At 71.6% G+C, this 24384-nt stretch carries 17 protein-coding genes; 2 read left to right on the top strand and 15 right to left on the bottom strand.

The window, feature by feature from the left end; genetic code table 11:
* Positions 1-11: 11 nt before the first annotated feature.
* From P0L94_11860 to P0L94_11835, 6 genes are all read right to left on the bottom strand, one after another.
* A complete protein-coding gene (locus tag P0L94_11860; GenBank protein WES63151.1) occupies positions 12-1001 on the bottom strand; it encodes a serine hydrolase in 990 nt (329 codons plus the stop codon).
* A gap of 122 nt (positions 1002-1123) precedes the next feature.
* Positions 1124-2563, bottom strand: a complete 1440-nt coding sequence (locus tag P0L94_11855; protein WES63150.1) for a rhamnulokinase — start codon at positions 2561-2563, stop codon at positions 1124-1126.
* Between the two features lie 133 nt (positions 2564-2696).
* A complete protein-coding gene (locus P0L94_11850) occupies positions 2697-4733 on the bottom strand; it encodes a bifunctional aldolase/short-chain dehydrogenase (GenBank protein ID WES63149.1) in 2037 nt (678 codons plus the stop codon).
* 18 nt (positions 4734-4751) lie between these two features.
* On the bottom strand, positions 4752-5612 hold the full coding sequence (locus P0L94_11845) for an alpha/beta hydrolase fold domain-containing protein (protein ID WES63148.1): 861 nt from the start codon (positions 5610-5612) through the stop codon (positions 4752-4754).
* Entirely contained in the window at positions 5609-6775 is a 1167-nt protein-coding gene (gene rhaI / locus P0L94_11840) for an L-rhamnose isomerase (protein ID WES63147.1), read from the bottom strand. The genes P0L94_11845 and rhaI overlap by 4 nt, the downstream gene beginning before the upstream one ends.
* A complete protein-coding gene (locus P0L94_11835) occupies positions 6772-7167 on the bottom strand; it encodes an L-rhamnose mutarotase (protein ID WES63146.1) in 396 nt (131 codons plus the stop codon). The genes rhaI and P0L94_11835 overlap by 4 nt, the downstream gene beginning before the upstream one ends.
* 110 nt (positions 7168-7277) lie before the next feature.
* Here P0L94_11835 and P0L94_11830 point away from each other — a divergent pair, with 110 nt between their 5' ends.
* Complete coding sequence (locus P0L94_11830; GenBank protein ID WES63145.1) at positions 7278-8285, top strand: LacI family DNA-binding transcriptional regulator; 1008 nt, start codon at positions 7278-7280, stop codon at positions 8283-8285.
* 136 nt (positions 8286-8421) lie between these two features.
* Positions 8422-8709, top strand: coding sequence for a DUF4242 domain-containing protein (locus P0L94_11825; protein WES63144.1), 288 nt, complete (start codon positions 8422-8424; stop codon positions 8707-8709).
* Between the two features lie 10 nt (positions 8710-8719).
* Here P0L94_11825 and P0L94_11820 read toward each other — a convergent pair whose 3' ends face one another.
* The 9 genes from P0L94_11820 to P0L94_11780 all read right to left on the bottom strand — a co-directional run bounded on the left by P0L94_11820 (position 8720) and on the right by P0L94_11780 (position 24374).
* Positions 8720-11296, bottom strand: a complete 2577-nt coding sequence (locus P0L94_11820) for an AAA family ATPase (GenBank protein ID WES63143.1) — start codon at positions 11294-11296, stop codon at positions 8720-8722.
* Between the two features lie 399 nt (positions 11297-11695).
* Positions 11696-14596 (bottom strand): FAD-binding and (Fe-S)-binding domain-containing protein, encoded by a 2901-nt coding sequence (locus tag P0L94_11815; GenBank protein ID WES63142.1) that lies wholly within the window; start codon positions 14594-14596, stop codon positions 11696-11698.
* The gene (locus tag P0L94_11810; GenBank protein WES63141.1) at positions 14593-15885 is read right to left on the bottom strand and encodes a four-carbon acid sugar kinase family protein; all 1293 of its coding nucleotides are present in this window, start codon (positions 15883-15885) and stop codon (positions 14593-14595) included. Before P0L94_11810 ends, P0L94_11815 begins: the two co-directional genes overlap by 4 nt.
* A complete protein-coding gene (locus tag P0L94_11805) occupies positions 15878-17134 on the bottom strand; it encodes a RuBisCO large subunit C-terminal-like domain-containing protein (GenBank protein ID WES63140.1) in 1257 nt (418 codons plus the stop codon). Before P0L94_11805 ends, P0L94_11810 begins: the two co-directional genes overlap by 8 nt.
* A 4-nt stretch (positions 17135-17138) precedes the next feature.
* Entirely contained in the window at positions 17139-19133 is a 1995-nt protein-coding gene (locus tag P0L94_11800) for a glycoside hydrolase family 127 protein (GenBank protein ID WES63139.1), read from the bottom strand.
* On the bottom strand, positions 19130-19810 hold the full coding sequence (locus tag P0L94_11795) for an aspartate/glutamate racemase family protein (GenBank protein WES63138.1): 681 nt from the start codon (positions 19808-19810) through the stop codon (positions 19130-19132). Before P0L94_11795 ends, P0L94_11800 begins: the two co-directional genes overlap by 4 nt.
* The gene (locus P0L94_11790) at positions 19807-22410 is read right to left on the bottom strand and encodes a family 78 glycoside hydrolase catalytic domain (GenBank protein WES63137.1); all 2604 of its coding nucleotides are present in this window, start codon (positions 22408-22410) and stop codon (positions 19807-19809) included. The genes P0L94_11795 and P0L94_11790 overlap by 4 nt, the downstream gene beginning before the upstream one ends.
* A gap of 161 nt (positions 22411-22571) precedes the next feature.
* Positions 22572-23480, bottom strand: a complete 909-nt coding sequence (locus tag P0L94_11785; protein ID WES63136.1) for a carbohydrate ABC transporter permease — start codon at positions 23478-23480, stop codon at positions 22572-22574.
* A 12-nt stretch (positions 23481-23492) separates the two neighbouring features.
* The gene (locus P0L94_11780) at positions 23493-24374 is read right to left on the bottom strand and encodes a sugar ABC transporter permease (protein WES63135.1); all 882 of its coding nucleotides are present in this window, start codon (positions 24372-24374) and stop codon (positions 23493-23495) included.
* Between the last annotated feature and the right edge of the window lie 10 nt (positions 24375-24384).

The raw sequence follows: 24384 nt of genomic DNA, 5'->3' as shown, positions 1-24384 counted from the left end.
CGCGGATGAGCTCATCCGCCGGTCACCACTGCGTTGTCGAGTTCGTCGATGTCGACGCCCGGGCGCTGGGCGCGGTTCGTCAGGAGCACCCACGCGACCCCGGCCGACGGATGCACCCAGAACTCGGTGCCGGCCCAGCCTCCGTGGCCGTAGCAGTCGCGGTCGATGAGACCGGGCGCGCGCGTGCGCAGATTCCACGTGAACCCCCAGTCCTGCCCGCGCTCGGCGGGATACGGGTCCAGCCGCGGGATGTCGCCCGTGAGCGGCCGCAGCATCATGTCGAGCGTCTCGGGGTTCACGACGGTGCGTTCGCGGCGGAGCCCCGTTCGCAGCAGTGCCGACCCGAGCGCGAGGAGGTCGGACGCCCGCCCGAGGAACCCGGCGCCCGGATGGCGCGCGGCGATGAACCGGTCGATGTCGACGCCCGCGGACGCGGCATCCGCCACCTCGTGCGGCTCCGCCGACTCGTCGAGCGTGAAGCCCTCGGCGCCGATCTCGGCGGCCCACTCCGTGATCGCCGCATCCCATGCCGTGCCCGTCGTGCTCTCGATCAGCGCCGCGATGCCTTCGAATGCGAGCGTCGAGTAGCGCGACATCGATCCGGCCGCGAAGTCGCGCCCGTTTCGCACCAGGAGCTCCCTCAGGGGCAGCGCGGGGTCCAGCGGCGGCTCGCTGATGCCGGACGTGTGACTCGCCAGGTGCCCCAGTCGCACGATGTCGTCGCGGTTCGTCCCGAACGCCGGCAGAGCCTCGCTCAGCGGCGTCTGCGGCGTCAGCCGGCCGTGTTCGATCGCGCGCGCCGCGGCGATGCCCGTGAGCGGCTTGGTGATGGAGAACAGCCGGTAGTGGTCGTCGACGCCGGCCGTTCGTGGCCCCGTCGCCCCGAAGGCGTCGAGCGCGACGACGCCGTCGGCCGTCGCGATGCCGAGCACGGCGGTGGGGAGTCTGCCGTCGTCGACCGCGCGGCGGGCCCAGTCGAAGGCGTCACTGTAGGCGGTCATGCGGGCTGATTCCTCTCCGTGGTGTGCGATTCGCCGACGGCACGGGGTGTCGGCGAGTGCACGGGCTGCGGACGGGCTCCAGCCCGTGCATTCGACGCTAGCCCGTGCACCCGGCGAGCGTCTCAGCCCCGCGGCTCGTAGCGCTTCGGGGGATGCGTGCGCGCGACGAGGTCGCGCATCTGCTCGAGCGTCGCGTCGTCGCCGAACCAGCCCGCAGCCCGCGCCTGCACCAGGACGTTCCCGAGCGCCGTCGCCTCGACGGGCCCGGCGAGCACCGGCATCCCCGCGCGGTCGGCCGTGCGCTGGCAGAGCAGCTGGTTGAGCGACCCGCCACCGACGATGTGGATCGCCTCGACCGTGCGGTCCGCCAGGGAGGCCGCCGTGCGCACGGCGCCCGCGAAGGCCTCGGCGAGGCTCTCGACGATCGCACGCGTGAACGCTGCGCGATTGGCGGGCACGGGCAGGCCGTTCTCGCGATACCACTGGGCGATGCGACCGGGGAGGTTGCCGGGCGCGAGGAACCGCGGGTCGTTGGCGTCGAAGACCGCGACCGAATCGGCCGGCACCTCTGCGGCGTCGGCCAGCAGCGTGGGCAGATCCAGGGTCAGGCCGCCCTCGCGCTCCCACTGCCGCACCGACTCGCTCAGCAGCCACAGCCCCATGACGTTGTGGAGGAACCGCACGCGCCCGTCGACGCCGCCCTCGTTGGTGAAGTTCGCCTCGCGTGCGGCATCCGTCGTCACCGGGCCGGGGAGCTCGAGGCCGACCAGGCCCCAGGTTCCGCACGAGATGTACGCGGACGTCGACGGGTCGGTCATCGGAACCGCGACGACCGCCGAGGCGGTGTCGTGCGAGCCGACCGCGACGACCTCGATGCCGCGGGATGCGCCGATGTCCTCGCGCACGGTCGGGCGGAGCTCGCCGATGACCGCGCCGGGGTCGACCAGGCTCGGGAACTGCCCGGCGTCGAGCCCCAGCGAGGCCATCAGCTCGGTGTCCCACGCGCCGTCCGCGACGCGCACGAGTCCCGTGGTGGAGGCGTTGGTGCGCTCGGCGACTGCCGCGCCGGTGAGCTGGAAGGCAAGGGCATCGGGCACCAGCAGGATGCGGTCGGCCAGCGCCAGGCATCCGCTCTCGCGCTCCGCGGCGAGCTGGTAGACCGTGTTGAAGGGGAGGAACTGCAGGCCGTTGCGGGCGTAGAGGTCGGCGAACGAGTGCTGTGCATGCACGGCCTCGACCGCGCGCTCGTTGCGCTCGTCGCGGTAGTGGAACGGCTCTCCGAGCATCCGGTCGCCGCGCACCAGCGCGTAGTCGACCGCCCACGAGTCGATGCCGATAGACGTGATCCCGGGCTCGGTGCGGATCGCGTCGGCGAGCCCGTGCAGCGCGTGGGAGTACAGCGCCGTCAGGTCCCAGTGCAGCCCCGACGCGAGCCGAATGGGCCCGTTCGGGAAGCGCGCGACCTGCTCGAGGGCGAGTGTGCCGCGCGGGTCCACGCGCCCGATCATCACCCGTCCGCTTGTGGCGCCCAGGTCGACCGCTGCCACGGATCCACCGCTCATGATGCGCTCCCTTCCCGTGTCGTCGTCGAACCGCCCGCTTCGCGTCGGGCCGCCCCCTCACCCGCCGGCCGCACGGGGGCGGCTCGGCGGGACAGGGGTGGCTCGACGACGGATGCCGGGATGCCGGCGGTGTTCATCGCAGGAACGCCTGCGCGACGCCGGAGTCGACGGGGATGTGCAGTCCCGTGGTGCGGCTGAGCTCGGGGCCGGTGAGGACGTACACCGCGTCGGCGACGTTCTCGGGCACGACCTCGCGCTTGAGGATGGTGCGGTTGGCGTAGAACTGGCCGAGGTCCTCTTCCTTCACGCCGTAGGTCGCGGCGCGGTTGGCGCCCCAGCCGGCGGCGAAGATGCCCGAGCCGCGGACGACGCCGTCGGGGTTGATGCCGTTCACGCGCACGCCGTGCTCGCCGAGCTCGACCGCCAGCAGACGCACCTGGTGGGCCTGGTCGGCCTTGGTCGCCGAGTACGCGATGTTGTTCGGACCGGCGAAGACGGAGTTCTTCGACGAGATGTAGACGACGTCGCCGCCCAGTCCCTGCTCGATGAGCGCCTTCGCGGCGGCCTTCGAGACCAGGAACGAGCCCTTGGCCATGACGTCGTGCTGCAGGTCCCAGTCCTTCTCGGTGGTCTCCAGCAGCGGCTTCGACAGCGACAGGCCGGCGTTGTTGACGACGAGGTCGATGCCGCCGAACGCCAGCAGGGTCGCGTCGATCGCGGCCTGGACGCCGTCGGCATCCGCCACGTTGGCTGCCACGCCGATCGCGACGTCCGCGCCGCCGAGCTCGGCCGCCGCGGCCTGCGCCTTCTCGAGGTCGAGGTCGGCGACGACGACGCATGCGCCCTCGGCCGCGAGGCGCGTGGCGATGGCCTTGCCGATGCCCGAGGCGGCGCCGGTCACGAACGCGATGCGGCCGGCGTGGGTCTTGGGCTTGGGCATGCGCTGGAGCTTGGCCTCTTCGAGGGCCCAGTACTCGATGCGGAACTTCTCGGCATCCGAGATCGGGGTGTAGGTCGACAGCGACTCGGCGCCGCGCATGACATTGATGGCGTTGACGTAGAACTCTCCGGCGACGCGCGCGGTCTGCTTGTTGGCGCCGTAGGAGAACATGCCGACGCCCGGCACGAGAACGATGAGGGGGTCGGCGCCGCGGATCGCGGGGGAGTCCTCGGTGGCGTGCGCGTCGTAGTAGGCCTGGTAGTCGGCGCGGTAGGCCTCGTGCAGCTCCTTCAGGCGTGCGATCGACTCCTCGACCGTTGCGGATGCCGGAAGGTCGAGCAGCATCGGCTTGACCTTGGTGCGCAGGAAGTGGTCGGGGCAGCTGGTGCCGAGCTCGGCGAGGGCCGGGGCGTTCTCGCTCGCGAGGAAGTCGAGCACGACGTCGGAGTCGGTGTAGTGGCCGACCATCGGCTTGTCGGTCGAGGCGAGACCGCGGATCGTAGCGGCGATCGCGGCGGCCTTCGCGTGGCGTTCGGCCTCGGGCAGGGCCTCGAAGCCCGACCGCACGGCGCCGAAGGGCTCGGCCTTGCCGTGCTCGGCGATGTAGGCGGCCGCCGTATCGATGATCCAGAGCGAGTTCTTCTCGCTCTCCTCGGACGTGTCGCCCCACGCGGTGATGCCGTGGCCGCCGAGGATGCAGCCGATCGCCTGCGGGTTCTTCGCCTTGATGTCGGCGATGTCCAGGCCCAGCTGGAAGCCGGGGCGGCGCCACGGCACCCACACGACCTTGTCGCCGAAGATCTTCGCGGTCAGCTCCTCGCCGTCGGCGGCGGTGGCGATCGCGATGCCCGAGTCGGGGTGCAGGTGGTCCACGTGCGCGGCGTCGACCAGCCCGTGCATGGCGGTGTCGATCGACGGGGCGGCCCCGCCCTTGCCGTGCAGGCAGTAGTCGAACGCGGCGACCATCTCGTCCTCGCGGTCGATGCCCGGGTAGACGTTCACGAGCGAGCGCATGCGGTCCAGGCGCAGGACGGCCAGGCCCGCCTCCTTGAGGGTGCCGAGGTCGCCGCCCGAGCCCTTGACCCACAGCAGCTCGACGGGCTCGCCCGTCACGGGGTCGGTCTCGGTGCCCTTGGCGGAGGTGTTGCCGCCGGCGTAGTTGGTGTTCTTCGGGTCGGCGCCCAGGCGGTTGCTGCGCGCGAGGAGGTCGGCGGCTGCGGGATTCGTCATGGGAGTGTTCCTTCGGTATCAGGAGGAGGTGGAGGGAAGGCGGGTGGACAGAGCGGCGAGGACGCCCGCGATGCGGTCGATCGACGCGGATGCCGCGGGCTCGGCGGGACGGTTGAGGTGACCGTGCTGCGTGCCGGGCTCGGTGACGACGTCGATCTCGCAGTCGGCCTCGCGCAGCGCGGCCGCGAAGGCCTCGCCCGAGACGCGCAGCTCGTCGGCGTCGCTGTTGATCATGAGGGTCGGCGGGAAGTCCGCCAGCTCGGCCGGGGTCGCAGCCCCCGGGATGGCGCCGAGCGGGGCGCCGTCCACGGGACCGCCGAGGTAGTTCTCGTACATGCCGCGGACGACCTCGGGGCCGAAGCGGTCGGCCTCCGGGTCCGCGTCGAGGGCGGCGCGCAGGTCGGGCCCTGGGGCGGGCTGGACGGCGTGCAGCGACGGGTAGGCGAGCACGACGAGCGCCGGCGTCGTCGGCGCCCCCTGCTCGCGCAGGCGAAGCACGGCGCCGGCCGAGAGGTTGCCGCCGGCGCTGGTGCCGCCGATCGCGAGCCGGTCGGTGTCGATGCCGAGGCGCTCGGCGTTCTCGACCGTCCACGACCAGGCCGCGAGCATGTCGTCCGAGGCGGCGGGGTAGTGCTCGCCGGCGCGCGGCTCCTCGCCCGGCATCCGTCCCCACAGCAGGGTCGGCGCGAGGCGGTAGTCGACCGAGACGACGGTGGTTCCGCGCGCGGCGAGCTGCCGGGCCACCCAGTCGGACTCGGGCATGTCGAGGTCGCCGTGGGCGAAGCCGCCGCCGTGCGCCCAGACGATGCCCGTGCCGTCCGGCTGGTGCGCGGGGTACACGCGCACCAGTCCGTCGGCGTCGAGGTACGGCTCAATCATGCGCCCCAGCCGGCCTGCGTGCCGCCGACGCGGTCGGCGACGATCTGCTGCTGGTAGCCCGAGGCGGCGTAGGCCGCCATCGGGTCGGCGGGGAGCCCGCGCGACTCGCGCCACTCGGCCAGGGCCGGACGCACGTCGGTGTAGAAGGCGTCCATGAACACCGCGTTGGCGGCGAGCACGTCGTTGGCGGCCTGCGCGGCGTCGAGGGCCTCGCGGTCGACGAGCAGCGCGCGGGCCGTCATCTCCTGGACGTTGAGCACCGAGCGGATCTGGCCGGGGATCTTGTCCTCGATGTTGTGGCACTGGTCGAGCATGAAGGCCACATCGGGGTTGTTCAGGCCGCCGCCGCGGATGACCTCGAACAGGATGCGGAAGAGCTGGAACGGGTCGGCGGCGCCCACGATGAGGTCGTCGTCGGCGTAGAAGCGCGAGTTGAAGTCGAACGAGCCGAGCTTGCCCAGGCGCAGCAGCTGCATGACGATGAACTCGATGTTGGTGCCCGGCGCGTGGTGCCCGGTGTCGAGGCACACCATCGCCTTGTCGCCGAGCGTGGCGACCTGGGCGTAGGACGTGCCCCAGTCGGGAACGTCGGTGTGGTAGAACGACGGCTCGAAGAACTTGTACTCCAGCACCAGGCGCTGCTCGTCGCCCAGGCGCGCGTAGATCTTCTGCAGGGAGTCGTTCAGACGGTCCTGGCGGGCGCGCATGTCCATCTGACCGGGGTAGTTCGAACCCTCGGCGAGCCAGATCTTCAGGTCGCGCGATCCCGTGGCATCCATGATGTCGATGCACTCGAAGTGGTGGTCGATGGCCTTCTGGCGGATGCGGTCGTCGTGGTGGGTCAGGGCGCCGAACTTGTAGTCCTCGTCCTGGAACGTGTTGGAGTTGATGGTGCCGAGCGCGACGCCGAGATCTTCGGCGTACGAGCGAAGCTCGGCGTAGTCGTCGACCTTGTCCCACGGGATGTGGAGGGCGACCGACGGGGCGAGCGCGGTGTACTTGTTGACCTGCGCGGCGTCGGCGATCTTCTCGCGGGGGTCACGCGGGGTGCCCTCGGTCGTCCACACGCGGAAGCGGGTGCCGGAGTTGCCGAACGCCCACGAGGGCAGTTCGATGCCCTGGCCTTCGAGGGTGGAGAGGATCTCGGGGGACAGCGTCGTCATGATGCACTGCTTTCTTCGGTGGTGGGCGAGGGTGCCGACTGTGCGGCGTGGAGCTGATCGGCGAGGTTGAAGACCTCGGTGAGGGGGGTGGCGGCCTGGTCGGGGCGACCGTCGAGGCCGACGAAGAACGGCGCCATCTGCGCCTCCCACTTCGCGGCGACCTCGGATGAGGCGAGGTACTCTTGCGCGGCCTCGTCGTCGTCGGTCTCGTAGTAGCCGATGAGCCGGCCGCCGTCGGCGAGGAAGAGCGAGTAGTTGCGGCGTCCGGCGGCGGCGATCTCGGCGAGCATCTCGGGCCACACCGGCGTGTGGCGGCGGATGTACTCGTCGAGCATGTCGGGCTTGACCTGGAGCTGGAAGCAGACGCGCGTCGGTGAGCCGGGGCTCGTCATCGAGGTGCTCCTTCGAGTGCGGATGCGGGCGCCACGGCGCTCCGCGTGGTGAATCGTTTCAAATCATAAGCCACATGTATCGTTTCACGCAAGAGCGGGAAGGGGGCGCCGTGGCTGTCAGCGTCAAGGACGTCGCCATCGCCGCCGGGGTGTCGGTGGGCACGGTCTCGAACGTGCTCAATCGCCCCGAGAAGGTGGCGCCGCAGACCGTCGAGCGGGTGCAGCAGGCCATCGACGAACTCGGCTTCGTCCGCAACGACGCCGCCCGCCAGCTGCGTGCCGGACGCAGCCGCAGCATCGGCCTGGTCGTGCTCGACGCGAGCAACCCGTTCTTCGCCGAGGTCGCGCGCGGCGCGGAAGAGCGCGCGGCAGCCGATGATCTGGCGGTGCTGCTGGGCAACAGCGACGAGCGCGTCGATCGCGAGGGCGCCTACCTCGATCTCTTCCGGGAACAGCGCGTCAACGGCGTGCTGGTCACCCCGACCACCGACGACCTGACCGCGCTCGAGCGTCTGCGCGACGGGGGCACCCCCGTCGTGCTGGTGGACCGCGAGGTCGCGGACGGGTCGTTCCCGTCCGTCGCCGTCGACGACGTGGAGGGCGGTCGACTCGCGGCAGAGCATCTGATCGACACCGGACGCCGTCGCATCGCCTTCGTCGCCGGCCCCCTCGCCATCCGGCAGGTCAGCGATCGCCTCGAGGGCGCACGTCGCGCCGTCGCCGAGCACGAGGGCGTCACGCTCGAGGTCATCGAAATGCGCGCGCTCACGGTCCTGCAGGGACGGGAAGCCGGCCAGCGCCTGCTGCTGCGCCCGATGGGCGAGCGGCCCGATGCGGTCTTCGCGGCCAACGACCTGCTGGCGGTCGGCGTGCTGCAGGCGCTCAACATCATGGCGGGCGTGCGGGTCCCCGAGGATCTCGCCCTCATCGGCTATGACGACATCGACTTCGCCGCCGCCGCCGTCGTGCCCCTCAGTTCCATCCGGCAGCCCGCGCAGCTGATCGGCTCGACCGCCGTCGACCTGCTGATGGCCGAGATCGCCGATCCGGGCGGGCCGCACGACCGCGCGATCCGCTATCAGCCCGAGCTGGTCGTCCGGGAGTCGACCGGACGCTGATCGCCCCGATCCCGCCTGATCTGGGGGGCGCCGTGGGCAACATGGGGAGTCGCCCCCGATGTCCCGCGCAGTGCGTTCGGAGAGCCTGGGAGCAGTCCGGCGCAGGGCCGGACGGATGCACACCCAGGAGGCAGAAATGCAGAGGTTCATCATCGAGCGCGAGATCCCCGGCGCCGGCGATCTCGGCCCGGATGCGCTGGCCGAGATCGCGAAGGCATCCAACGCCGTCGTCGACTCGCTCGGCGAGCCCTACACGTGGGTGACGAGCTACGTCGCCGGCGACAAGATCTACTGCGTGCACGAGGCCGAGAGCGCCGAGGCGATCCTCGAGCACGCGCGCCGAGGAGGATTCCCGGCGAACACGGTGACCGTCGTCGCGAACGAGATCGGGCCCCACACGGCCGAGCTCACACCCGCCGGCTGATCGCCCCGGATCAGCCGCGCATCGGATCCCCGGTCACGCCGGGGTCGCTGGGGAAACGCGTCCGGGCGTGGGCGCCGGCTTCGCGCCGGCCGTCCACGCCCAGGCGTGCCAGGATCGCCGAGACGTGATGGCCGACGGTCTTGTCGGACAGATGCAGCCGAGCCGCGATCTCGGCATCGGTCAAGCGCGCGCCCAGCAGGCGGAGAACCTCGACCTGGCGGGGCGTCAGGCCGTCGGGATCGGACGCCGTGGACACGCGTGCGCCCCGCGGAACGGCGCGCACGCCGCGAGCGCGTGCTTCGAGGCGCAAACGCGCCATGGTCGCTTCGGCGCCCAGTGCGGTGAGCTCCGTGAACGCCCTGCGCATGACATCCGGGTCGTCGCCGAGGCCATCGAGGACCGCGGCCTCGAAAACGCATCCGCGCCGGCGCCACATCTCGGCGGCGCCCGCGCGATCGCCGTCGAGTTCGCGGATGACCGGCTCGGGCACTGACGACCGCACCTCAGGCGGGACCAGGCCCGGGTCGATCTTGGCCAGCCAGAACACCGCGCCGCCGACGAGCCACGGACTCGGCCGGTCGCCTGCCGTCGTCGCCAGCGCGATTCCGTCCACGGCGGTGGCCGGGTCGGCGCCCGCGGTCCAGGCCGTCTCGGCTTCGAGCGAGGTCGCGAGGAGCGCGTCGTGGCTGGACTCCGCGGCGCATGCGGCCGCGAACGCCCGTGCCGCAGCCGCGCCCGGCGCGCCACGGCGCAGCAGGATCGTCGCCCGCGTGTGCGCGGCGCAGGACTGCCAGCGCAGTGCCCGCTGACCGTCGATCGTGCGGTCGCAGTCCTCGAGCGCTGCGTCCCACTCGCCGCGATACAAGCGCTGCAGCGCGCGGCTGTCGACCATGGCGTCCCACCAGAACGTCATGTCCTCGCCCCACGTCCATTCCAGGCCCTCGTCGAGCCACCGGTCAGCCTCGTCGAGGCGGCGTTCGACGACGGACTGATAGACGAGGTTGCAGTAGGCCCGCGCGGTCTGCTCGTCCGACCCCGCTCGGCGCGCGACCTCGAGTCCCTGCTCTAGACGCTCGACCCAGCGGTCGTCCGTGCCGTAGGCCGAAACGAGGACGTGCGCCGCGATCGCGAGGTTCCCCGCTTCGTGGGCAAGGGCGACGGTGCGGGTCCCGAGTCGCCGCGCGGAAGCGTCGTCTCCGACGAGCAGCGCACGCCACCAGCGCAGATAGCTCTCCTGGAGCGGATCGCTTCCGCCCGCGAGCAGGTCGATGCCCTCCTGGGCGAGCGCGGCGGCACGGTCGCTCTCGCCGGCGTAGTGGGCGAGGCGCGACAGCCACGCGGTGCGGCGCCCCTGCTCCGCGGGTGGCAGGTCGCGCGCGCGTTCGCGGAGCTCCAGTGCGCACGCGATCGCGAGGTCCAGATCATGCGCGAAGTAGGCCTCGTTGGCGCAGGCGTCGAGGGCATGCTCGACCTCGTCGGGCCGCAGGTGAGCGCGTCGCTCGAGCGCATGGGCGAAGTGGCGCGCCGCTTGGCGATGGGCCCCATCGGCGGCGGCCCGCCGCGCCGCGCGCAGCGAGTACTCGGCGGCGCGGCGGTCGTCGCCGGCTCCTATCGCGTGGGCGGCGACCTGCGCGATGTCGGCGGTGGTCGTCGCCCGCGACGCGAGCCGATCCACCAGGAGCTGGTGCACGCGCCGGCGCCGGAGGGGCGGGATGCCGTTCGCGAGCGCGGTGCGGACCAGATCGTGGCGGCACCGCAGCCGCGTTCCCGAGACCTCGAGCAGACCGCGCTCCAGTGCGCGGTCCGCGTCGGCCTCGGCGTCGCGGCCGAGCGCGGCGAGCAGGTCTGTGGGAACACCCTGGGGTGCGAGTGCGACGACGTCGAGGACTGTCCAGGCCGAGGCGGGAAGGCTCGCCACACGGGCCATCACCGCGTCCGAGACGGCTCGGGTCGGTTCGAGCGCAGGACTTGCCAGCAACTCCGTCACGAAGAACGGGTTGCCGCGCGAGTGCGCATACAGCTGCGCGACATCGACTCCGGTGCCTTCGGCGAGCCGGCCGACCCCCTGCATCGTGAGCACCGGAAGGTCGACGCGGATCGCGGATCGCGAGAGCTCCCCGAGCACTCGCCGCAGCGGGTGATCACGGTCGATCTCGTCGCTGCGATAAGCCAGGCACAGCAGGAGCGGCAGGTCGTCGATCCGTCGCCCCAGGTGGCCGATGAGATCGATAGTGGCTTCGTCGGCCCATTGGACGTCGTCGAGGATCAGTACGCTGGGCTGCTCCCGCAACGCCGCCGCGAGCGCGGCCGGAACCCGTGGACCGTCCCCGTCGAGGGCCGCCGTCACCGGGTCGGGCAGTGTGTCGGCCATGTCCCACAGCGGAGCGAAGGAGGCGGGCGTCGCGAGATCATCGCACCGCCCCGACCGCACCGGCATGCCGGCAGGGGCGCGCGCCGCGAATGCCCTCAGCAGCGATGTCTTGCCCGCCCCCGCCTCGGCGCCGACGAGCGCGATGGACCCGCTCGGCAGCCCGTCGGCGAGGCTGTCGAGGGCGGCGAGCTGCTCGTCGCGCTCCAGGAGCGGCATGGACCCACCCTATGAGGCCCCACGTCACGGAGGCTCCACGCGACGTACAACATCACCTCATACGCGATCCGACGCTGGTCGTCGCGTCCGACGACGAACCTCAGTCCGGGGGTCGCGGTCGCGGGCATCTACCTCTACGAGGGTCGGACGTATCGCGGATACGCGTACTTCTTCCCGGACGGCACGCCGCTGGCGGCGCCGGTCATCACCGACGACCAGATCTTCGTCCACTACAGCCTGAGCGAGTTCGACGCCATCGCGCAGATGCTGCGAGAGGAGAAGCCCACCTACCTCTACTCGTTCGGCGCGACCAACTCGGGTCTCATGACCGGGATGGAGCCCACCGGCGAGGAGGAGGGCGTCTCGGGCTGATCCGGCGGGCCGCGGAACCGGGCCGACTCACGCGCTGCGCGGGTCGGCCCGGGTCACGTCTGTGCGGGTGGCCCGCTCCGTGCCGGGCCCGGACTCCATCGGCTGCGCGGGCCGCGTCGCCTCCTCCAGCAGCTCGAGGACATGGCGGTAGCTCTCGCCCGTGGCCCGGGTCATGCCGAGCTCGCACGTGCGGTTGCACGATGCGTGGGCGGCGGCCCCCATCGCCGCGACGTCGGCCGCTTCGGCGGCCGTGGCGGACGCGGTGAGTTCTGGATGCAGCATGCCGCGGTCCCCGGCGAACGCGCAGCATCCCCAGGCATCGGGTATGCGGACGTCGTCCGCCACGGCGGAGGCGACGCCCACGAGCGCGGTGTCGATCCCGAGCTGGGTCGACGAGCAGGTCGGATGCAGCGCCAGCGTGCCCGCGAGGCGCGCGGTCACTTCGAGGCGCGGGAGCAGCTCGCGTTCCGCGAACGAGACCGCGTCCTCGACGACGGCGTCGACGCCCTCGTCCGCGAGGAGGTGCGCGAAGCCCTCGGTGCAGCTCGAGGCATCGCTGACGACGGGAAGCGTCGTCCCCCAGGAGCGGATCGCGTCGGCCACGCGACGCGCCATCGTGGCCCGCCCGCCGGGGTAGCCCTTCGACGTCCACGGCGTGCTGCAGCACAGCGACTCGATGCCCTCGGGCACGACGAGACGGACCCCGGCGCGTTCGGCGAGCCGGGCCATCGCGGCGGTGACGCCGATGCCGTCGCCGGCGGGACCGAACATGCTGTTGACGCATGCCGGCAGGAACACCGCGATCGGCGCGTCCGCACCCGACCCGATGCTCGGCCCCAGCCCGCGTCGGGCGGGGCCGCCGGCGGGCAGATCGCCCGAGTACGCGGGAACGGTGTCGGCGCCGAGCACGGCGCGGCCGACACTCGTGACCGCCGCGACCGCGGCCGCCGGGAGCTTTTCCGTCGCCGTCAGGGCGACCGATCCCAGCCGTGTCACGGGGCCCCACGCCGTGGCCGCGGCGTCCCATGCCGCCCCGATCACGGGCGAGCGGTCCTCGCTCCGCAGGCGCTTGACGAGGCTGCCGGTGTTGATGAGCACGGGGCAGGCCGTCTGGCACATGCCGTCGACGGCGCAGGTTTGGACGCCCGCGTAGTCGTAGTCGCGCTCGATGGCGTCGGCGAACGCCGTGTCGCCTTCGCGCTGCGCGCGGGCGACGGCCCGGCGGGTGACGATGCGCTGGCGGGGCGTGAGCGTCAGGTCCTTCGACGGGCACACCGGCTCGCAGTATCCGCACTCGACGCAGCGGTCGGCCTCGGGCTCGATCGGGTCGGCCAGCTTGATCCCGCGCACGTGCGCGTCGGGGTCGTCGTCGATGATGACGCCGGGGTTCAGGATGCCCGAGGGGTCGCACGCGCGCTTGAGCTCGCGCATCACGTCGTAGAGCTCGTCGCCGTACTGCCGCCGCACGTACGGAGCCATCGCACGACCGGTGCCGTGCTCGGCCTTCAGGTTTCCGCCCGCGGCCAGGATGAGGTCGACCATGTCCGCGGTGAAGCCCGTGAATCGGCCCAGCTGCTCGTCGGTCTCGAACCGGTCGGTGAGCATGAAGTGGATGTTGCCGTCCTTGGCGTGGCCGAAGATGACGCTGTCGCGATAGTCGTAGCGCTCGAACAGGTCCTGCAGCGATGCGCAGGTCTCGGCGAGCGCGGGAACGGGCACGACGACGTCCTCGAGCAGAGCCGTGGTGCCGCTCGGGCGCGCCCCCGCGACCGTCGCGTACAGCCCCTTGCGCAGCTTCCACGCCGACGCGCGCAGGGCGGCGTCGGAGGCCAGCGGTGCGCGGGCCCGCAGCGGCTGCGCATCGAGCACCCGGTGTCCTGCGGCGACGAGGTCGCGCAGCTCGTCGGCCTCGAACGCGTGGTACTCCACGAGCAGTGCCGCTTCGCCCGTGACCTCGAAGCCGGTGATCTGCGACGGGGCGCCGGCGAGCGACTGGCCGACGCGCAGCGACGTGGAGTCCATCAGCTCGAGCGTCGCGGCGCCGGTCTCGACGAGGTCGGACAGGGAGCGCGTCGCGGTGTCGAGATCGGGGAAGACCGCCAGACCCGTTGCCACGTGGGGACGGATGGGGACGGTGCGGTAGGTCGCCTCGGCGACGAACGCGAGCGTGCCCTCGCTGCCGATCACGAGGTGGGCGAGCAGCTCGGCGGGCGAGTCGAAGTCCAGGAACGCGTTGACGCCGTATCCGATCGTGTTCTTCATCGCGAACTGGCGCCGGATGATCTCCACCGAGCGCGCGTTGTCGACGACTCGGCGACGCAGGCGCAGCAGCGTGTCGACCAGGTCCGGTTCGGCGCGGCGGAGGGCGGCATCCGCATCCGGGGCCGCGGTGTCGACGATCGTTCCGGACGGCAGGACGAAGACGAGCGACTCCAGGGTCCGATACGTGTTCTCGAGGGTTCCGCACGCCATGCCCGAGGAGTTGTTGCTCACGACACCGCCGATGGTGCAGGCTGCCTCGCTGGCGGGATCGGGACCGAGGCGGTAGCCATGGCGGGCGAGGCGCGCGTTGACCTGCCGCACCGTCGCACCCGGCTGAACGCGCACGCGGCGACCGTCGTCGAGGACGTCGATGCGCCGGAAGCCGCGCCGCACGTCGACGAGGATGCCGTCACCCGAGGACTGGCCCGACAGGCTCGTCCCGCCCGAGCGGAAGGTGAGGACGGATGCCGACGCCGACGCCGCGCGCATCACCCGCGCCACCTCGGCGGCGTCTTCGGCGACCACGACGGCGTCGGGGGTGAACAGGTAGTGCGAGGCATCGCTCGCGTAGGCGACGCGGTCGATGGCGCGGGTCTTGATGCGGTCGGCCTCGGCGACGGCGGCCACGATCTGCGGCGGCACAGGGCGCACGTGCACGCCGCTCATGCGTCGGACGTCCCCTCGTCGCCGAGCGTGCGGATCCCCTCGAAGAGGTCGACATCGCCGACCTGTCCGCCCTTGAGCAGCAGCTCCAGCCCGTCGATCGCGGGGTCAGCGGCGTGCGCCTCGAGGAGCACGACGTTGCCGGTCGGATTGGCCGCGATCGACAGCGAGTCGACGCCGAGCAGCGTCGTGACGCGGCTGGACGTGTCGCCGCCGCATACGATGGCGCGACGCACGGCGCCGGTGCGGGCGATCCGGCCGATCAGATCGGCCGCGGTGTCGGCGAGCGCGCTCAGCACGTCGCCCGGCGCGAGCGCCGACACCTCGGCGTCATCCGAACTGAACGCGACACTCCGCCCCGACCGCAGCTCCGCGCTCGCGCGGCCGACGGCGTCGTCGCGGGCTCGGGGATCCAGCGGCATCGGCGCGACGAACCATCCCGCCTCGACGGCTGCGTCCATCTGCGCGCGGGTCCGTGCAGAACGGCTGCCCGAGACGGCGAGGACCGGACCGTGTCCGGCCGTCGAGCGCGGCAGGGGCGCGCTCGAACCCGGCGAGGCGCCGGCCAGCGCATAGCTGAGGCCGCCCGAGCCGAGCGCGAAGAGAGGCTCGTCGCCCGAAAGCGCCGTGAGGGCGGCGCCGATCATCTCGAGGTGCCCGTCGTCCGCGGCGTCGAGCACGAGCGCGGCATCGGGGGACTCTCGCACGGCGCAAGCCACGGCGTCGACCGACGTGTATTCCGTGAACGGGATATGGCCGATCGGCAGTGTCGTCTGTCGGGACAGGTGGGCGGCGAGGTCGGACTCCGTCATGGGGGTCGAGGGGTGCGTCGACATCGTCGGCTGGCGGTCGAGACGGTGGACGGTGTCGCCTTCGCGGGCGAAGTGGTGGCCGAAGAGCGTGTACCGCCCGAAGTCGGGCTGCGCGAACAGCAGCGGCACCGGCTGCTCCCCGACGACGTCGCGCGCGATCTCGATGACCCGTCCGAGGCTCCCGATCGTGGGCGACGAATCAGCCGTCGAACACGCCTTGTACTGCACGACCGCGGGCCGCAGCGCCCTGAGCGCTTCGAGGGCGGGACGCACCTCGGCCTCGAGCTCCTCGGTGGTCAGTGACCGCGCGATCCCCGCGATGCCGACCACGTCGACGTCGCGCGCCGCCTGCTCCAGCAGGCCCGGCGCGGGAAGCCCGGCGAACAGCCGACCCGTCCAGCCGCGCCGGGCGAACTGCAGCAGGACGTCGACGCTGCCGGTGAAGTCGTCGCCGTAGTACGCGACCCGCACCCTAGACACGGACCGGGCCGAACCTCTCGGTCGCGCGCCGCAGCGCCGTCGACCGCTCGAGCGCCTGCTCGGCGGTCTCTCCTGCTGCCGCGGACGCCCACGCCTCGCGCATGCTCGCCACGCCCGCGGCGGATCCGTCGGGATGCCCGTGGATGCCGCCGCCGGCGAGCACCAGCAGGTCCGTCGAGCCGACCGCGGCGTAGGTGGCGTGCGCCAAGCCGCCCCACTGGCCGGACGAGAGCACCGGCACGGTCGGCGTCGTGCCCAGCAGCGGCTCTCGGACGGCGGCGATCGCATCGAGCACCTGCGCGTCCGACTCGTAGAACTTGTTCGAGATGCCGTTCGTGTGCAGATGGTCTGCGCCCGAGAGACGCGCGAGCTGCTGCCACGCGCGGAAGTGGATGCCCACCTGCTCGGAGCGGCTGATCGAGCCGAACATCGCGCGGTGGCCGTGGATGGGGACCTGCGAGCGGCGGCTGAGGTAGTCGAGTCCGGCGAGGCCCACCATGTTGATGCACACCATGACGCACGTCCCGCCGGCGGCCACGACCATGTCGTGGTTGGCCTCGAGACGGTCGATGTCGTCGGTGATGTTGAAGGCGTACATCGGCTTCACGCCGGTGCGGTCGGCGTGGCGCTCCAGCACCGGCATCACCGCGGCGATCCGAGCGGCGAGCGGCGAGTGCGGTGCGTTGCCCTGCAGCTCGTCGTCCTTGATGAAGTCGATGCCGGCATCGGCGAGCTCGCCGACGAGCTCGCCGAGCTCCGCGGGGCTCAGCCCGATGCTCGGCTTGACGATGGTGCCGATCATGGCGCCCTCGGCCCGCGACATCAGCTGCCGGGTCCCGGCCACGCCGAAGCGGGGTCCGGCGTACCGGTCGGCGAAAGGCGACGGCAGCTCGAGGTCGAGCAGCTTGATGGCGGCGAGCTCCTTGATCTCGAAGAGGTTGCCGGCGACGGCGGCGAGAAGGTTGGGCAGCGACGGGCCGAAGTTGTCCAGCGGAAACCGCAGGCGCAGCAGCGCGCGCCGGCGGTCGGCTGGGTCGCCGACCGAGCCCGGCAGGGCCGACGCGCCGGTCGGCTCGAGCTCCTCGATGCTCTCCACCTGCGCGGCGAACCGTGCGCGCACCTCGTCGGATTCGCGCGCGACGCGCACGAACGTGCCGGTGGACTGCTCGCCGGCGAGCACCTCGGCCGCGTGCTGAAGGGGCAGCGACGTCTCGATGTGATAGGTCGCGATCACGTGCTGGCTGCTCATGCGATCACCACACCACCGGCATCCACACCGACATCTCGCTCGGACCGCGGTTGCTCCACGCGAAGTACGGGATCAGCCGCGCCGTCGCGGTGGCGACCTCGGCGTCGTCCAGGTCGTCGTAGAGCGTGTCGGCGACCGCCGGCAGGACGGCGATCTCGGCCTCGAGGGCCACGACCCGGTGTCCGGCGATCTCGGCCTCGACCGGGGTCGGCCGCGGGCCGCGGCGCAGCGCGGCCTGCTCGAGCGCGACGCCGGCGGGCAGGTCCGGGCTCTCGACGCAGTACACCACGGGGCCGCGCTGCACGGCGACCTGGTTCGTGATCTCCTCGGCGAGACGGTGGCCGCGGACGATGCGCACCGGCATCGGCAGGTCGAGCACCACGACATCCCCGGGCTGCCACGCCCGCTCGATGCGGGTGTAGCTGGACGGCGCGGTGACCTCGACGGGCTCGCCGTTCACGGTGAGGGTCGCGTCGCGCGACCAGCCCGGGATCCGCAGGTGGAGCGCCACCGTGCCCGCGGCGTCGGCGACGGTGAACGTCAGCCGCCCGTCCCACGGGTAGTCGGACTGCTCGTCGAGCGCGAGCATCCGCCCGTCCTCGAAGGCGTGGCGGATGCCGGAGCCGCCGTACTGGTGCACGAAGAGGCCGTCCCCCGAGACGGATGCGATGCGCTCGTGGAACTCCGACAGCGTCCGCGCGATGTTCGGCGGGCAGCAGAAGCAGCTGAGGTACTCCTCGCGCAGCCGAGCGTCCGAGGGCGGCGGCGACGGGACCGGGTGGAGTGCGGTGTCGCCGGCGCGGCGCAGGGGGAAGGGCAGGTCGCGGACCTGGCGGAGCGGGTTGGTGTAGAAGTACGTCTTCCCCTCCAGCCCGATGCTCGACAGAAGGGAGTTGAACGCGATCGTCTCGATGACGTCGGCGTAGCGTGCGTCGGCGTCGAGCGCCAGCATCCGCTCGCTCCAGAAGATCATCCCGATCTGCGCGCACGACTCGTTGTGGGCGGTCGTGTTGGGCAGCTGGAATGAGCGGCCGTACGCCTGGTGCACGCGGCTGATGTCCTCCTGCCACGGCGAGCCGTCGGGCGACGCCCCGTCGTACAGCGCGCCGCAGCCGCCGGTGATGTAGAGCTTGCTGTCGACGACGTCCTGCCACAGCGTGTCGAGCACCGTCCGCAGCTGCGGATCGCCCGTCTCGGCAACAAGGTCGGCGAGCCCGGCGTACAGATAGTTTGCGCGCACGGCGTGGCCGGCGACGGCGGTCTGCTCGCGCACCGGGATGCGGTCCTGGTTGTCGTCCCCGCCTTCCTCGAAGTCGTCGCGCACGCGCACGAAAGACTCCGCGAGCCGCAGGTACCGGTCGTCGCCGGTCGCGCGGTAGAGCTCGACGACGGCCATGTAGTGCGAGGGGCAGATCGCGCTGCGGGCGAGTTCGAGGGGCTTGTCGGTCGCGAGCATCTCGAGGAAGCGGGCGGCGCCCTTCGCGACGTCCAGCAGGGTCTCGGAGCCCGTGACCCGATGGTGGCGCACCGCGGTGGTGATCAGGTGGCCGAGGTTGTAGGTCTCGAAGTTGAACCGGTCGGCGAGGGCGACGACGTCCTCGTCGTTGTTCGCGGCGATCGTCGTCGGCGTGTGCACATACCCGTCCTCGCGCTGCACCGACGCGATCAGCTGCGCGATCTGCTCGATGCGGTCGGCGAGGACCGGGTCGGGGGCGGTCTCGAGCTGGGCGATCGCCGATTCGAGCCACTTGTAGGTGTCGCCGTCCATGAAGGGCGGACCCTGGTGGACGCCCTCTTCGAGGCCCGCGGCGACGCGGAAGTTGGTCAGGCCCGGGCTGATCGCGGGGTCGTCGAGCATGCGTCCCATCGAGGGCACCGTCACCTCGCGGGTCCGTTCGGCGACGGCGCCCCAGAAGCCGCTGCGCCACTGTGCGTCCGCCGCGGCGAGCGGTGTCAGCGGGGCGTGGCCGCGCAGCGCGGTCGTGCTCGTCGCGCTCATCGCGCATCCTCCTCTCCGCGGGCGGCGACGATCTCGCGCAGCCGCTCCACTCCCGGGGCGACACTGGTGAGCACCGGCACGCCGACGCTCACCTGCTCGGCAGCCGACGCCATGGACGCCTGCGCCAGCACGATGACGTCCGCGTCGTCGGCGACGCGCTCGACGGCGGCCGCGACGAGACGGTCGTGCGTGGCGCGGTCGCCGGAGGAGACCGCGGCGAACGCGCCGTCGATCACTTCGGCGCTGATGGTCGGAGAGGTGTCCGCGAGCGCCGCCCGCTCCTGGATGAGCGCGACCGTCGGGGTGCACGTGGTCGGCAGGGTCGCGAGGACCGCGATCCTGGGCCCTGTGGCGACGGCCGCGTCGGCCATCGCCTCGTCGATCCGCAGCACCGGGATGCCGACCTCCGCGGCCGTGGGCGCTGCCAGGGCCGAGATCGACGAGCATGTCAGCATCACCATGTCGGCCCCGCCCGCCTGCGCGGCACGCACGAGGTCCGCGACGCGCTCGGGCACCGATGCGGCGCGGTCGGGGTCGCCGAGGTCGGCGACGATGCGGTCGTCGAGGTAGTTCACGAACGTCGCATCGGGGATCGCGGCGCGGGCGCGGTCGCCCACGGGGCCGATGACGACGGCGCCGGTGTGGAGCAGGGCGATGCGGGGCTGCTGCGCGCTCATGCCGCACCCGCCACGGTCGCGAGGGAGCGTTCGTGCACGCCGTGGCCGACGGTCTCGGGCTCCCTGCCCTCGAGGTCGATCACCCCGGTCGCGCCGACGGGCACCTCGACGCGCACGCGCAGGTCGCCGTCCTCGAGCGACCACGCGATCGCCGACTCGCCGTACGGCGTGGTGTGCCGAGCCGATGCGGAGGTGAGGCCCCCGCCGGGTCGCGGCGCGAAGCGGATGCGGGCGTAGCCCGGCTCGTCCGGCGCCAGGCCCGCGACGACGCGGTGCATCCAGTCGGCCACGGCGCCCAGGGCGTAGTGGTTGAACGACGTCATGGTGCCGGGGTTCACGCTGCCGTCCGGGAGCATCGAATCCCACCGCTCCCAGATCGTGGTCGCCCCCATCGTGACCTGGTAGAGCCACGACGGGCACGAGCGCTCGAGGAGCAGGTCGTACGCGGTGTCGGGGTGCCCCGACTCGCTCAGCGCGTCGGCGATGACCGGCGTTCCGACGAATCCGGTCGCGATGCGGTTCCCCTCGGCGCGGACGAGCTCCGCCAGGCGGTCTCCGGCGGGTGCGCGCAGCTCGGCCGGCAGCAGGTCGAAGCGGAGCGCGACGGCGTAGGCCGTCTGTGCATCCGAGGTCATGCGGCCCTCGGGTGTGACATATTCCGCGACGAACGCGTCGCGCACCTCTGCGGCGAGCGTCGCGTAGCGCGACGCCGCGTCGTCCTCGCCGAGGACCGCCGCCATCTGGGCGACCAGGCGCGCCGACAGGGCGAAGTAGGCCGTCGCGACGAGATACCGGTCGGCGCGGGCATCCGCGGGATCCTGCGGCGGAGCGGCCGGGTCGAGCCAGTCGCCCAGCTGGTAGCCGGTGTTCCACAGGCGCGAATCGCCGGCGATCTCGGACTGGAGGTCGACCCAGCGGCGCGCGCTGTCGAACTGCGTGCGCAGCACCTCGCGGTCTCCGAAGCGCTCGTACAGCGTCCAGGGGACGACGGTCGCGGCGTCGCCCCAGGCGGCTCCCGGTCGCTGCGGCGTCCACATGGTGTCGGCGGGGATCACCGGCACGTACCAGGGGACGGTGCCGTCGGGGAGCTGCTCGGCCTCGAGGTCCCGGAGCCAGCCGGTGAGCATGCCCGAGCAGTCGAACAGATACGACGCGGTCGGCGCGAAGACCTGGATGTCGCCGGTCCACCCGAGGCGCTCGTCGCGCTGCGGGCAGTCGGTGGGGATGTCGACGAAGTTGCCGCGCATGCCCCACACGACGTTCTCGTGCAGACGGTTCAGCAGCGGGTCCGACGACGTGAACCACCCGGTCCGCTCGAGGTCGGTGTGGATCACGCGTGCGACCAGCGCCCCGTCCGCGACATCCGCGGAGAGGTCGCCGTGCCAGCCGTCCACCTCGACGTACCGGAAACCGTGGAACGTGAACCGCGGCTCCCACTCCTCGCCCTCCGGGCGCCCGGCGAACGTGTAGCGGTCGGTCGACAGCGCGTCGCGCAGCGGCCGGGTGTAGAGCTCGCCGTCCTGCAGCACCTCGGCGGTGCGCAGAGTGACGCGCGTGCCCGCGGGCGCGGTGGCGCGCAGGCGAACGACGCCGACGACGTTCTGGCCGAAGTCGAGGATGCGTCGTCCGGAGGGCGTCGTGAGCACCTCGACGGGGCGGCGCTCCTCGGTGACGCGCACCGGGGGCGCGGTCGGCGCCACGAACGTGGCGGGGTCGCGTCGGCGCAGCTGCACGCGCCCCCAGGCGGCGTCGTCGAAGCCGCCGCGCGACCAGCCCGGGTACTCCTCGCGCGCGTCGTAGTCCTCGCCGTCGTAGATGCCCGACGCGATGATGGGGCTCGGTGCCGCCTTCCACGACGTGTCGGTCGCGACGACGTCGCGCGTGCCGTCCGCGTAGGTCAGCTCGAGCTGGCCGATGAACGAGAGGTCGTCGCCCGACAGGTTGCGCCAGCCGCCGCGCCAGCCGAGGCGGCCGCGGTACCAGCCGTCGCCGAGCCACGCGCCGACGGCGTTCGTGCCTTCGGCGAGGAGGTCCGTGACGTCGTAGGTGTAGTAGCGCAGGCGCTCGCGGTAGACCGTCCAGCCCGGCGAGAGCACGTCGGTGCCGACGCGCTGCCCGTTGACCTCGGCCTGGTAGAGGCCGTGCGCGCTGGCGTAGAGGCGTGCGCCGACGAGACCCGGGCGCACGGTGAAGGCGCGCCGCACCAGCGAGGGGCGGCGGCGGTCGGAGGCCGGGTTCTCGTTCCAGATCGCCCCGATCGGCCCCGCGGACCAGTCGGATGCATCGAGCAGACCGGCTTCGACGGCCGCCCAGGGGCCGGGGTCGCTCCACACGCCGTCGTTCCCCCGGACCCTGATCCGCACCTCGGCGCGGGCGCGCGAGCTCAGCGGAGCCGCCGGCCAGGGCACGAGCACCTGGTCGCCCGAGGCGACCTCGAACGTCTGCAGGTCGCCGTCGCGGCGGACGTCGACGCGGTACGCCGTCTGGTGCCACCCGCCCGGTGCCTCGGCGATCGTCCACGACAGGCGGGGCTGCGCTTCTCCGATGCCGAGTGCTTCGCGGTGGTGCTCGAAGCGGGGGGAGGAAGCTGTGGCCGTCATCGGCGCTCCTTGTTCTCAGAGGGGTGAATCGTTCTCAGAGGGGTGGATCTCTGGGGATGGGGAGGTCCCGCATCCGTGGTGCGGGCAGGTCGGTGACGCGCACGTGCGTCGGGTTCGGCGGCGCCGGCGGGTGCCGTCCTCGCGACCCGCCGGCACCGGCATCAGCCCTTCACCGCGCCGGCCGCGAGGCCCTTCATGATGCGCTGGTTCAGGAAGAGGTAGAGCACGAGGATGCCGACGACCGTGATGCAGATCGCGGCGAACAGCGGCCCGTAGTTGATCGCGCCGTACTCTCCCGAGAAGTTCAGCAGGCCGACCTGGATCGTGTTCAGGTCGCGCTTGCCGCCGAAGATCAGGGCGATCAGCAGGTCGTTCCAGATCAGGAAGAACTGCACGATGGCGACGGTGACGACGGCGTTGCGCATCATCGGGAAGCCGATGGCGAAGAACGCGCGGATCATCGAGGCCCCGTCGAGCGTCGCCGCTTCGAAGATCTCGCGGGGGATGGCCCGGAAGTACGTCGCCATCATGAACACCGTCAGCGGCAGACCGGATGCCGTGTAGATGAGGATCATCGGCAGGTAGGAGTTGTTGATGCCCAGCTGGTAGAACGCGTTGAACAGCGGCAGCACGATCATCTGCAGCGGGATCATGATCCCGGCGAGGAACAGCAGCAGCACGCCGGCGCGGCCCTTGAAGACGAGCACCTCGAGCGCGTAGCCCGCCGCGGAACCGAGGATCACGATGAGCAGCAGCGAGGGGAACGTCACGATCATCGAGTTCGTGATGGTCGTGGCGAGGTTGCCCGTCTCCCACGCGATGGCGTAGTTCTCCCACTGCCACACCTCGGGGAAGGCGTACGAGGGGTTGCTCAGGAAGTCGCTGTTCGACTTGAGCGAGTTGATGAACATCCAGAACAGCGGGTACGCCGTCACGACGATCAGGAAGGTGATCGTGAGCCAGGCGGGGACGCGGCGCAGCACGTGCTTGGCGCGATCCCACGGCGTCCGGCGGTGGGGCTCGAAGCGCAGGCTGGTGGAGACGGCTGTGGTCTCGAGGGTGTTGGTCATGATCAGCGCTCCTTAGACCGTGTTGTCGCGCCGCGACGACCGGAAGATGATGAGGGTCACGATCAGGCTCATGATCGTGAGCAGGAGCGCGATCGTGGAGCCGTAGCCGAAGTCGCTGTACTGGAACGCGGTGCGGTACATGTACAGCGTCAGCGGCGTCGTGGAGTTGCCCGGGCCGCCGCCGGTCAGGGCGAAGACCGAGTCGAAGACCTTGATCGTGCCGTTGATGCTGAAGATGAACGACGCGAACAGGATCGGCAGCGACATCGGGAGCACGATGTGGCGGAAGAGGCTGAACGTCTTCGCGCCGTCGATCCGCGCGGACTCGATGATGTCGTCCGGGATGTCGAGCAGGCCTGAGAAGACCAGGACGCCGTAGAAGCCGACCGAGCGCCACACGTCCATGATCACGACGACGACGAACGCCGTGGCGCCCGAGCCCAGCCAGTCCACCGAGGACAGGCCGACGTTGACCAGCAGCTCGTTGACGAGACCGTCGGACGGCGCGGACTGGAAGAGCTTCTGGTACAGGATGCTGATCGCCACGGTCGGGAGGACCACCGGGAAGAAGACCAGGGTGCGCACGAGGACCGAGGACTTGCGCAGTACGAAGTGATACAGCAGCGCGAGGCCGTAGCCGAGCACGACCTGGAAGAGGGTGACGAGCAGGGCGTAGCGGACGGTGAACCAGAACGCGTCGTGGACGTACTGGTCGCCCCACAGACGGGTGAAGTTCTCGATCCCGTTGAATTCGAAGCCGCTGAGCACGTTGCCGGTGAAGAAGGTCAGGCCGAACGACCACAGGACGGGGACGAGGATGATGAGGGTGTAGACGACCAGCGCCGGGGTGAGCAGGAGCGTGATCGCCTTGCGGTCGCCGAGGACGGACTTCATGGCGAGCGGC

The organism is Microbacter sp. GSS18, assembly GCA_029319145.1.
GTDB lineage: Bacteria > Actinomycetota > Actinomycetes > Actinomycetales > Microbacteriaceae > Microbacterium.
This window is presented reverse-complemented; position numbering and strand designations above follow the sequence as displayed.

Coding starts and splice junctions, on each gene's coding strand:
- P0L94_11860 (WES63151.1), bottom strand. CDS start 1,001: ATGACCGCCTACAGTGACGCCTTCGACTGGGCCCGCCGCGCGGTCGAC.
- P0L94_11855 (WES63150.1), bottom strand. CDS start 2,563: ATGAGCGGTGGATCCGTGGCAGCGGTCGACCTGGGCGCCACAAGCGGA.
- P0L94_11850 (WES63149.1), bottom strand. CDS start 4,733: ATGACGAATCCCGCAGCCGCCGACCTCCTCGCGCGCAGCAACCGCCTG.
- P0L94_11845 (WES63148.1), bottom strand. CDS start 5,612: ATGATTGAGCCGTACCTCGACGCCGACGGACTGGTGCGCGTGTACCCC.
- rhaI (WES63147.1), bottom strand. CDS start 6,775: ATGACGACGCTGTCCCCCGAGATCCTCTCCACCCTCGAAGGCCAGGGC.
- P0L94_11835 (WES63146.1), bottom strand. CDS start 7,167: ATGACGAGCCCCGGCTCACCGACGCGCGTCTGCTTCCAGCTCCAGGTC.
- P0L94_11825 (WES63144.1), top strand. CDS start 8,422: ATGCAGAGGTTCATCATCGAGCGCGAGATCCCCGGCGCCGGCGATCTC.
- P0L94_11820 (WES63143.1), bottom strand. CDS start 11,296: ATGCCGCTCCTGGAGCGCGACGAGCAGCTCGCCGCCCTCGACAGCCTC.
- P0L94_11815 (WES63142.1), bottom strand. CDS start 14,596: ATGAGCGGCGTGCACGTGCGCCCTGTGCCGCCGCAGATCGTGGCCGCC.
- P0L94_11805 (WES63140.1), bottom strand. CDS start 17,134: ATGAGCAGCCAGCACGTGATCGCGACCTATCACATCGAGACGTCGCTG.
- P0L94_11800 (WES63139.1), bottom strand. CDS start 19,133: ATGAGCGCGACGAGCACGACCGCGCTGCGCGGCCACGCCCCGCTGACA.
- P0L94_11795 (WES63138.1), bottom strand. CDS start 19,810: ATGAGCGCGCAGCAGCCCCGCATCGCCCTGCTCCACACCGGCGCCGTC.
- P0L94_11790 (WES63137.1), bottom strand. CDS start 22,410: ATGACGGCCACAGCTTCCTCCCCCCGCTTCGAGCACCACCGCGAAGCA.
- P0L94_11785 (WES63136.1), bottom strand. CDS start 23,480: ATGACCAACACCCTCGAGACCACAGCCGTCTCCACCAGCCTGCGCTTC.
- P0L94_11780 (WES63135.1), bottom strand. CDS start 24,374: ATGAAGTCCGTCCTCGGCGACCGCAAGGCGATCACGCTCCTGCTCACC.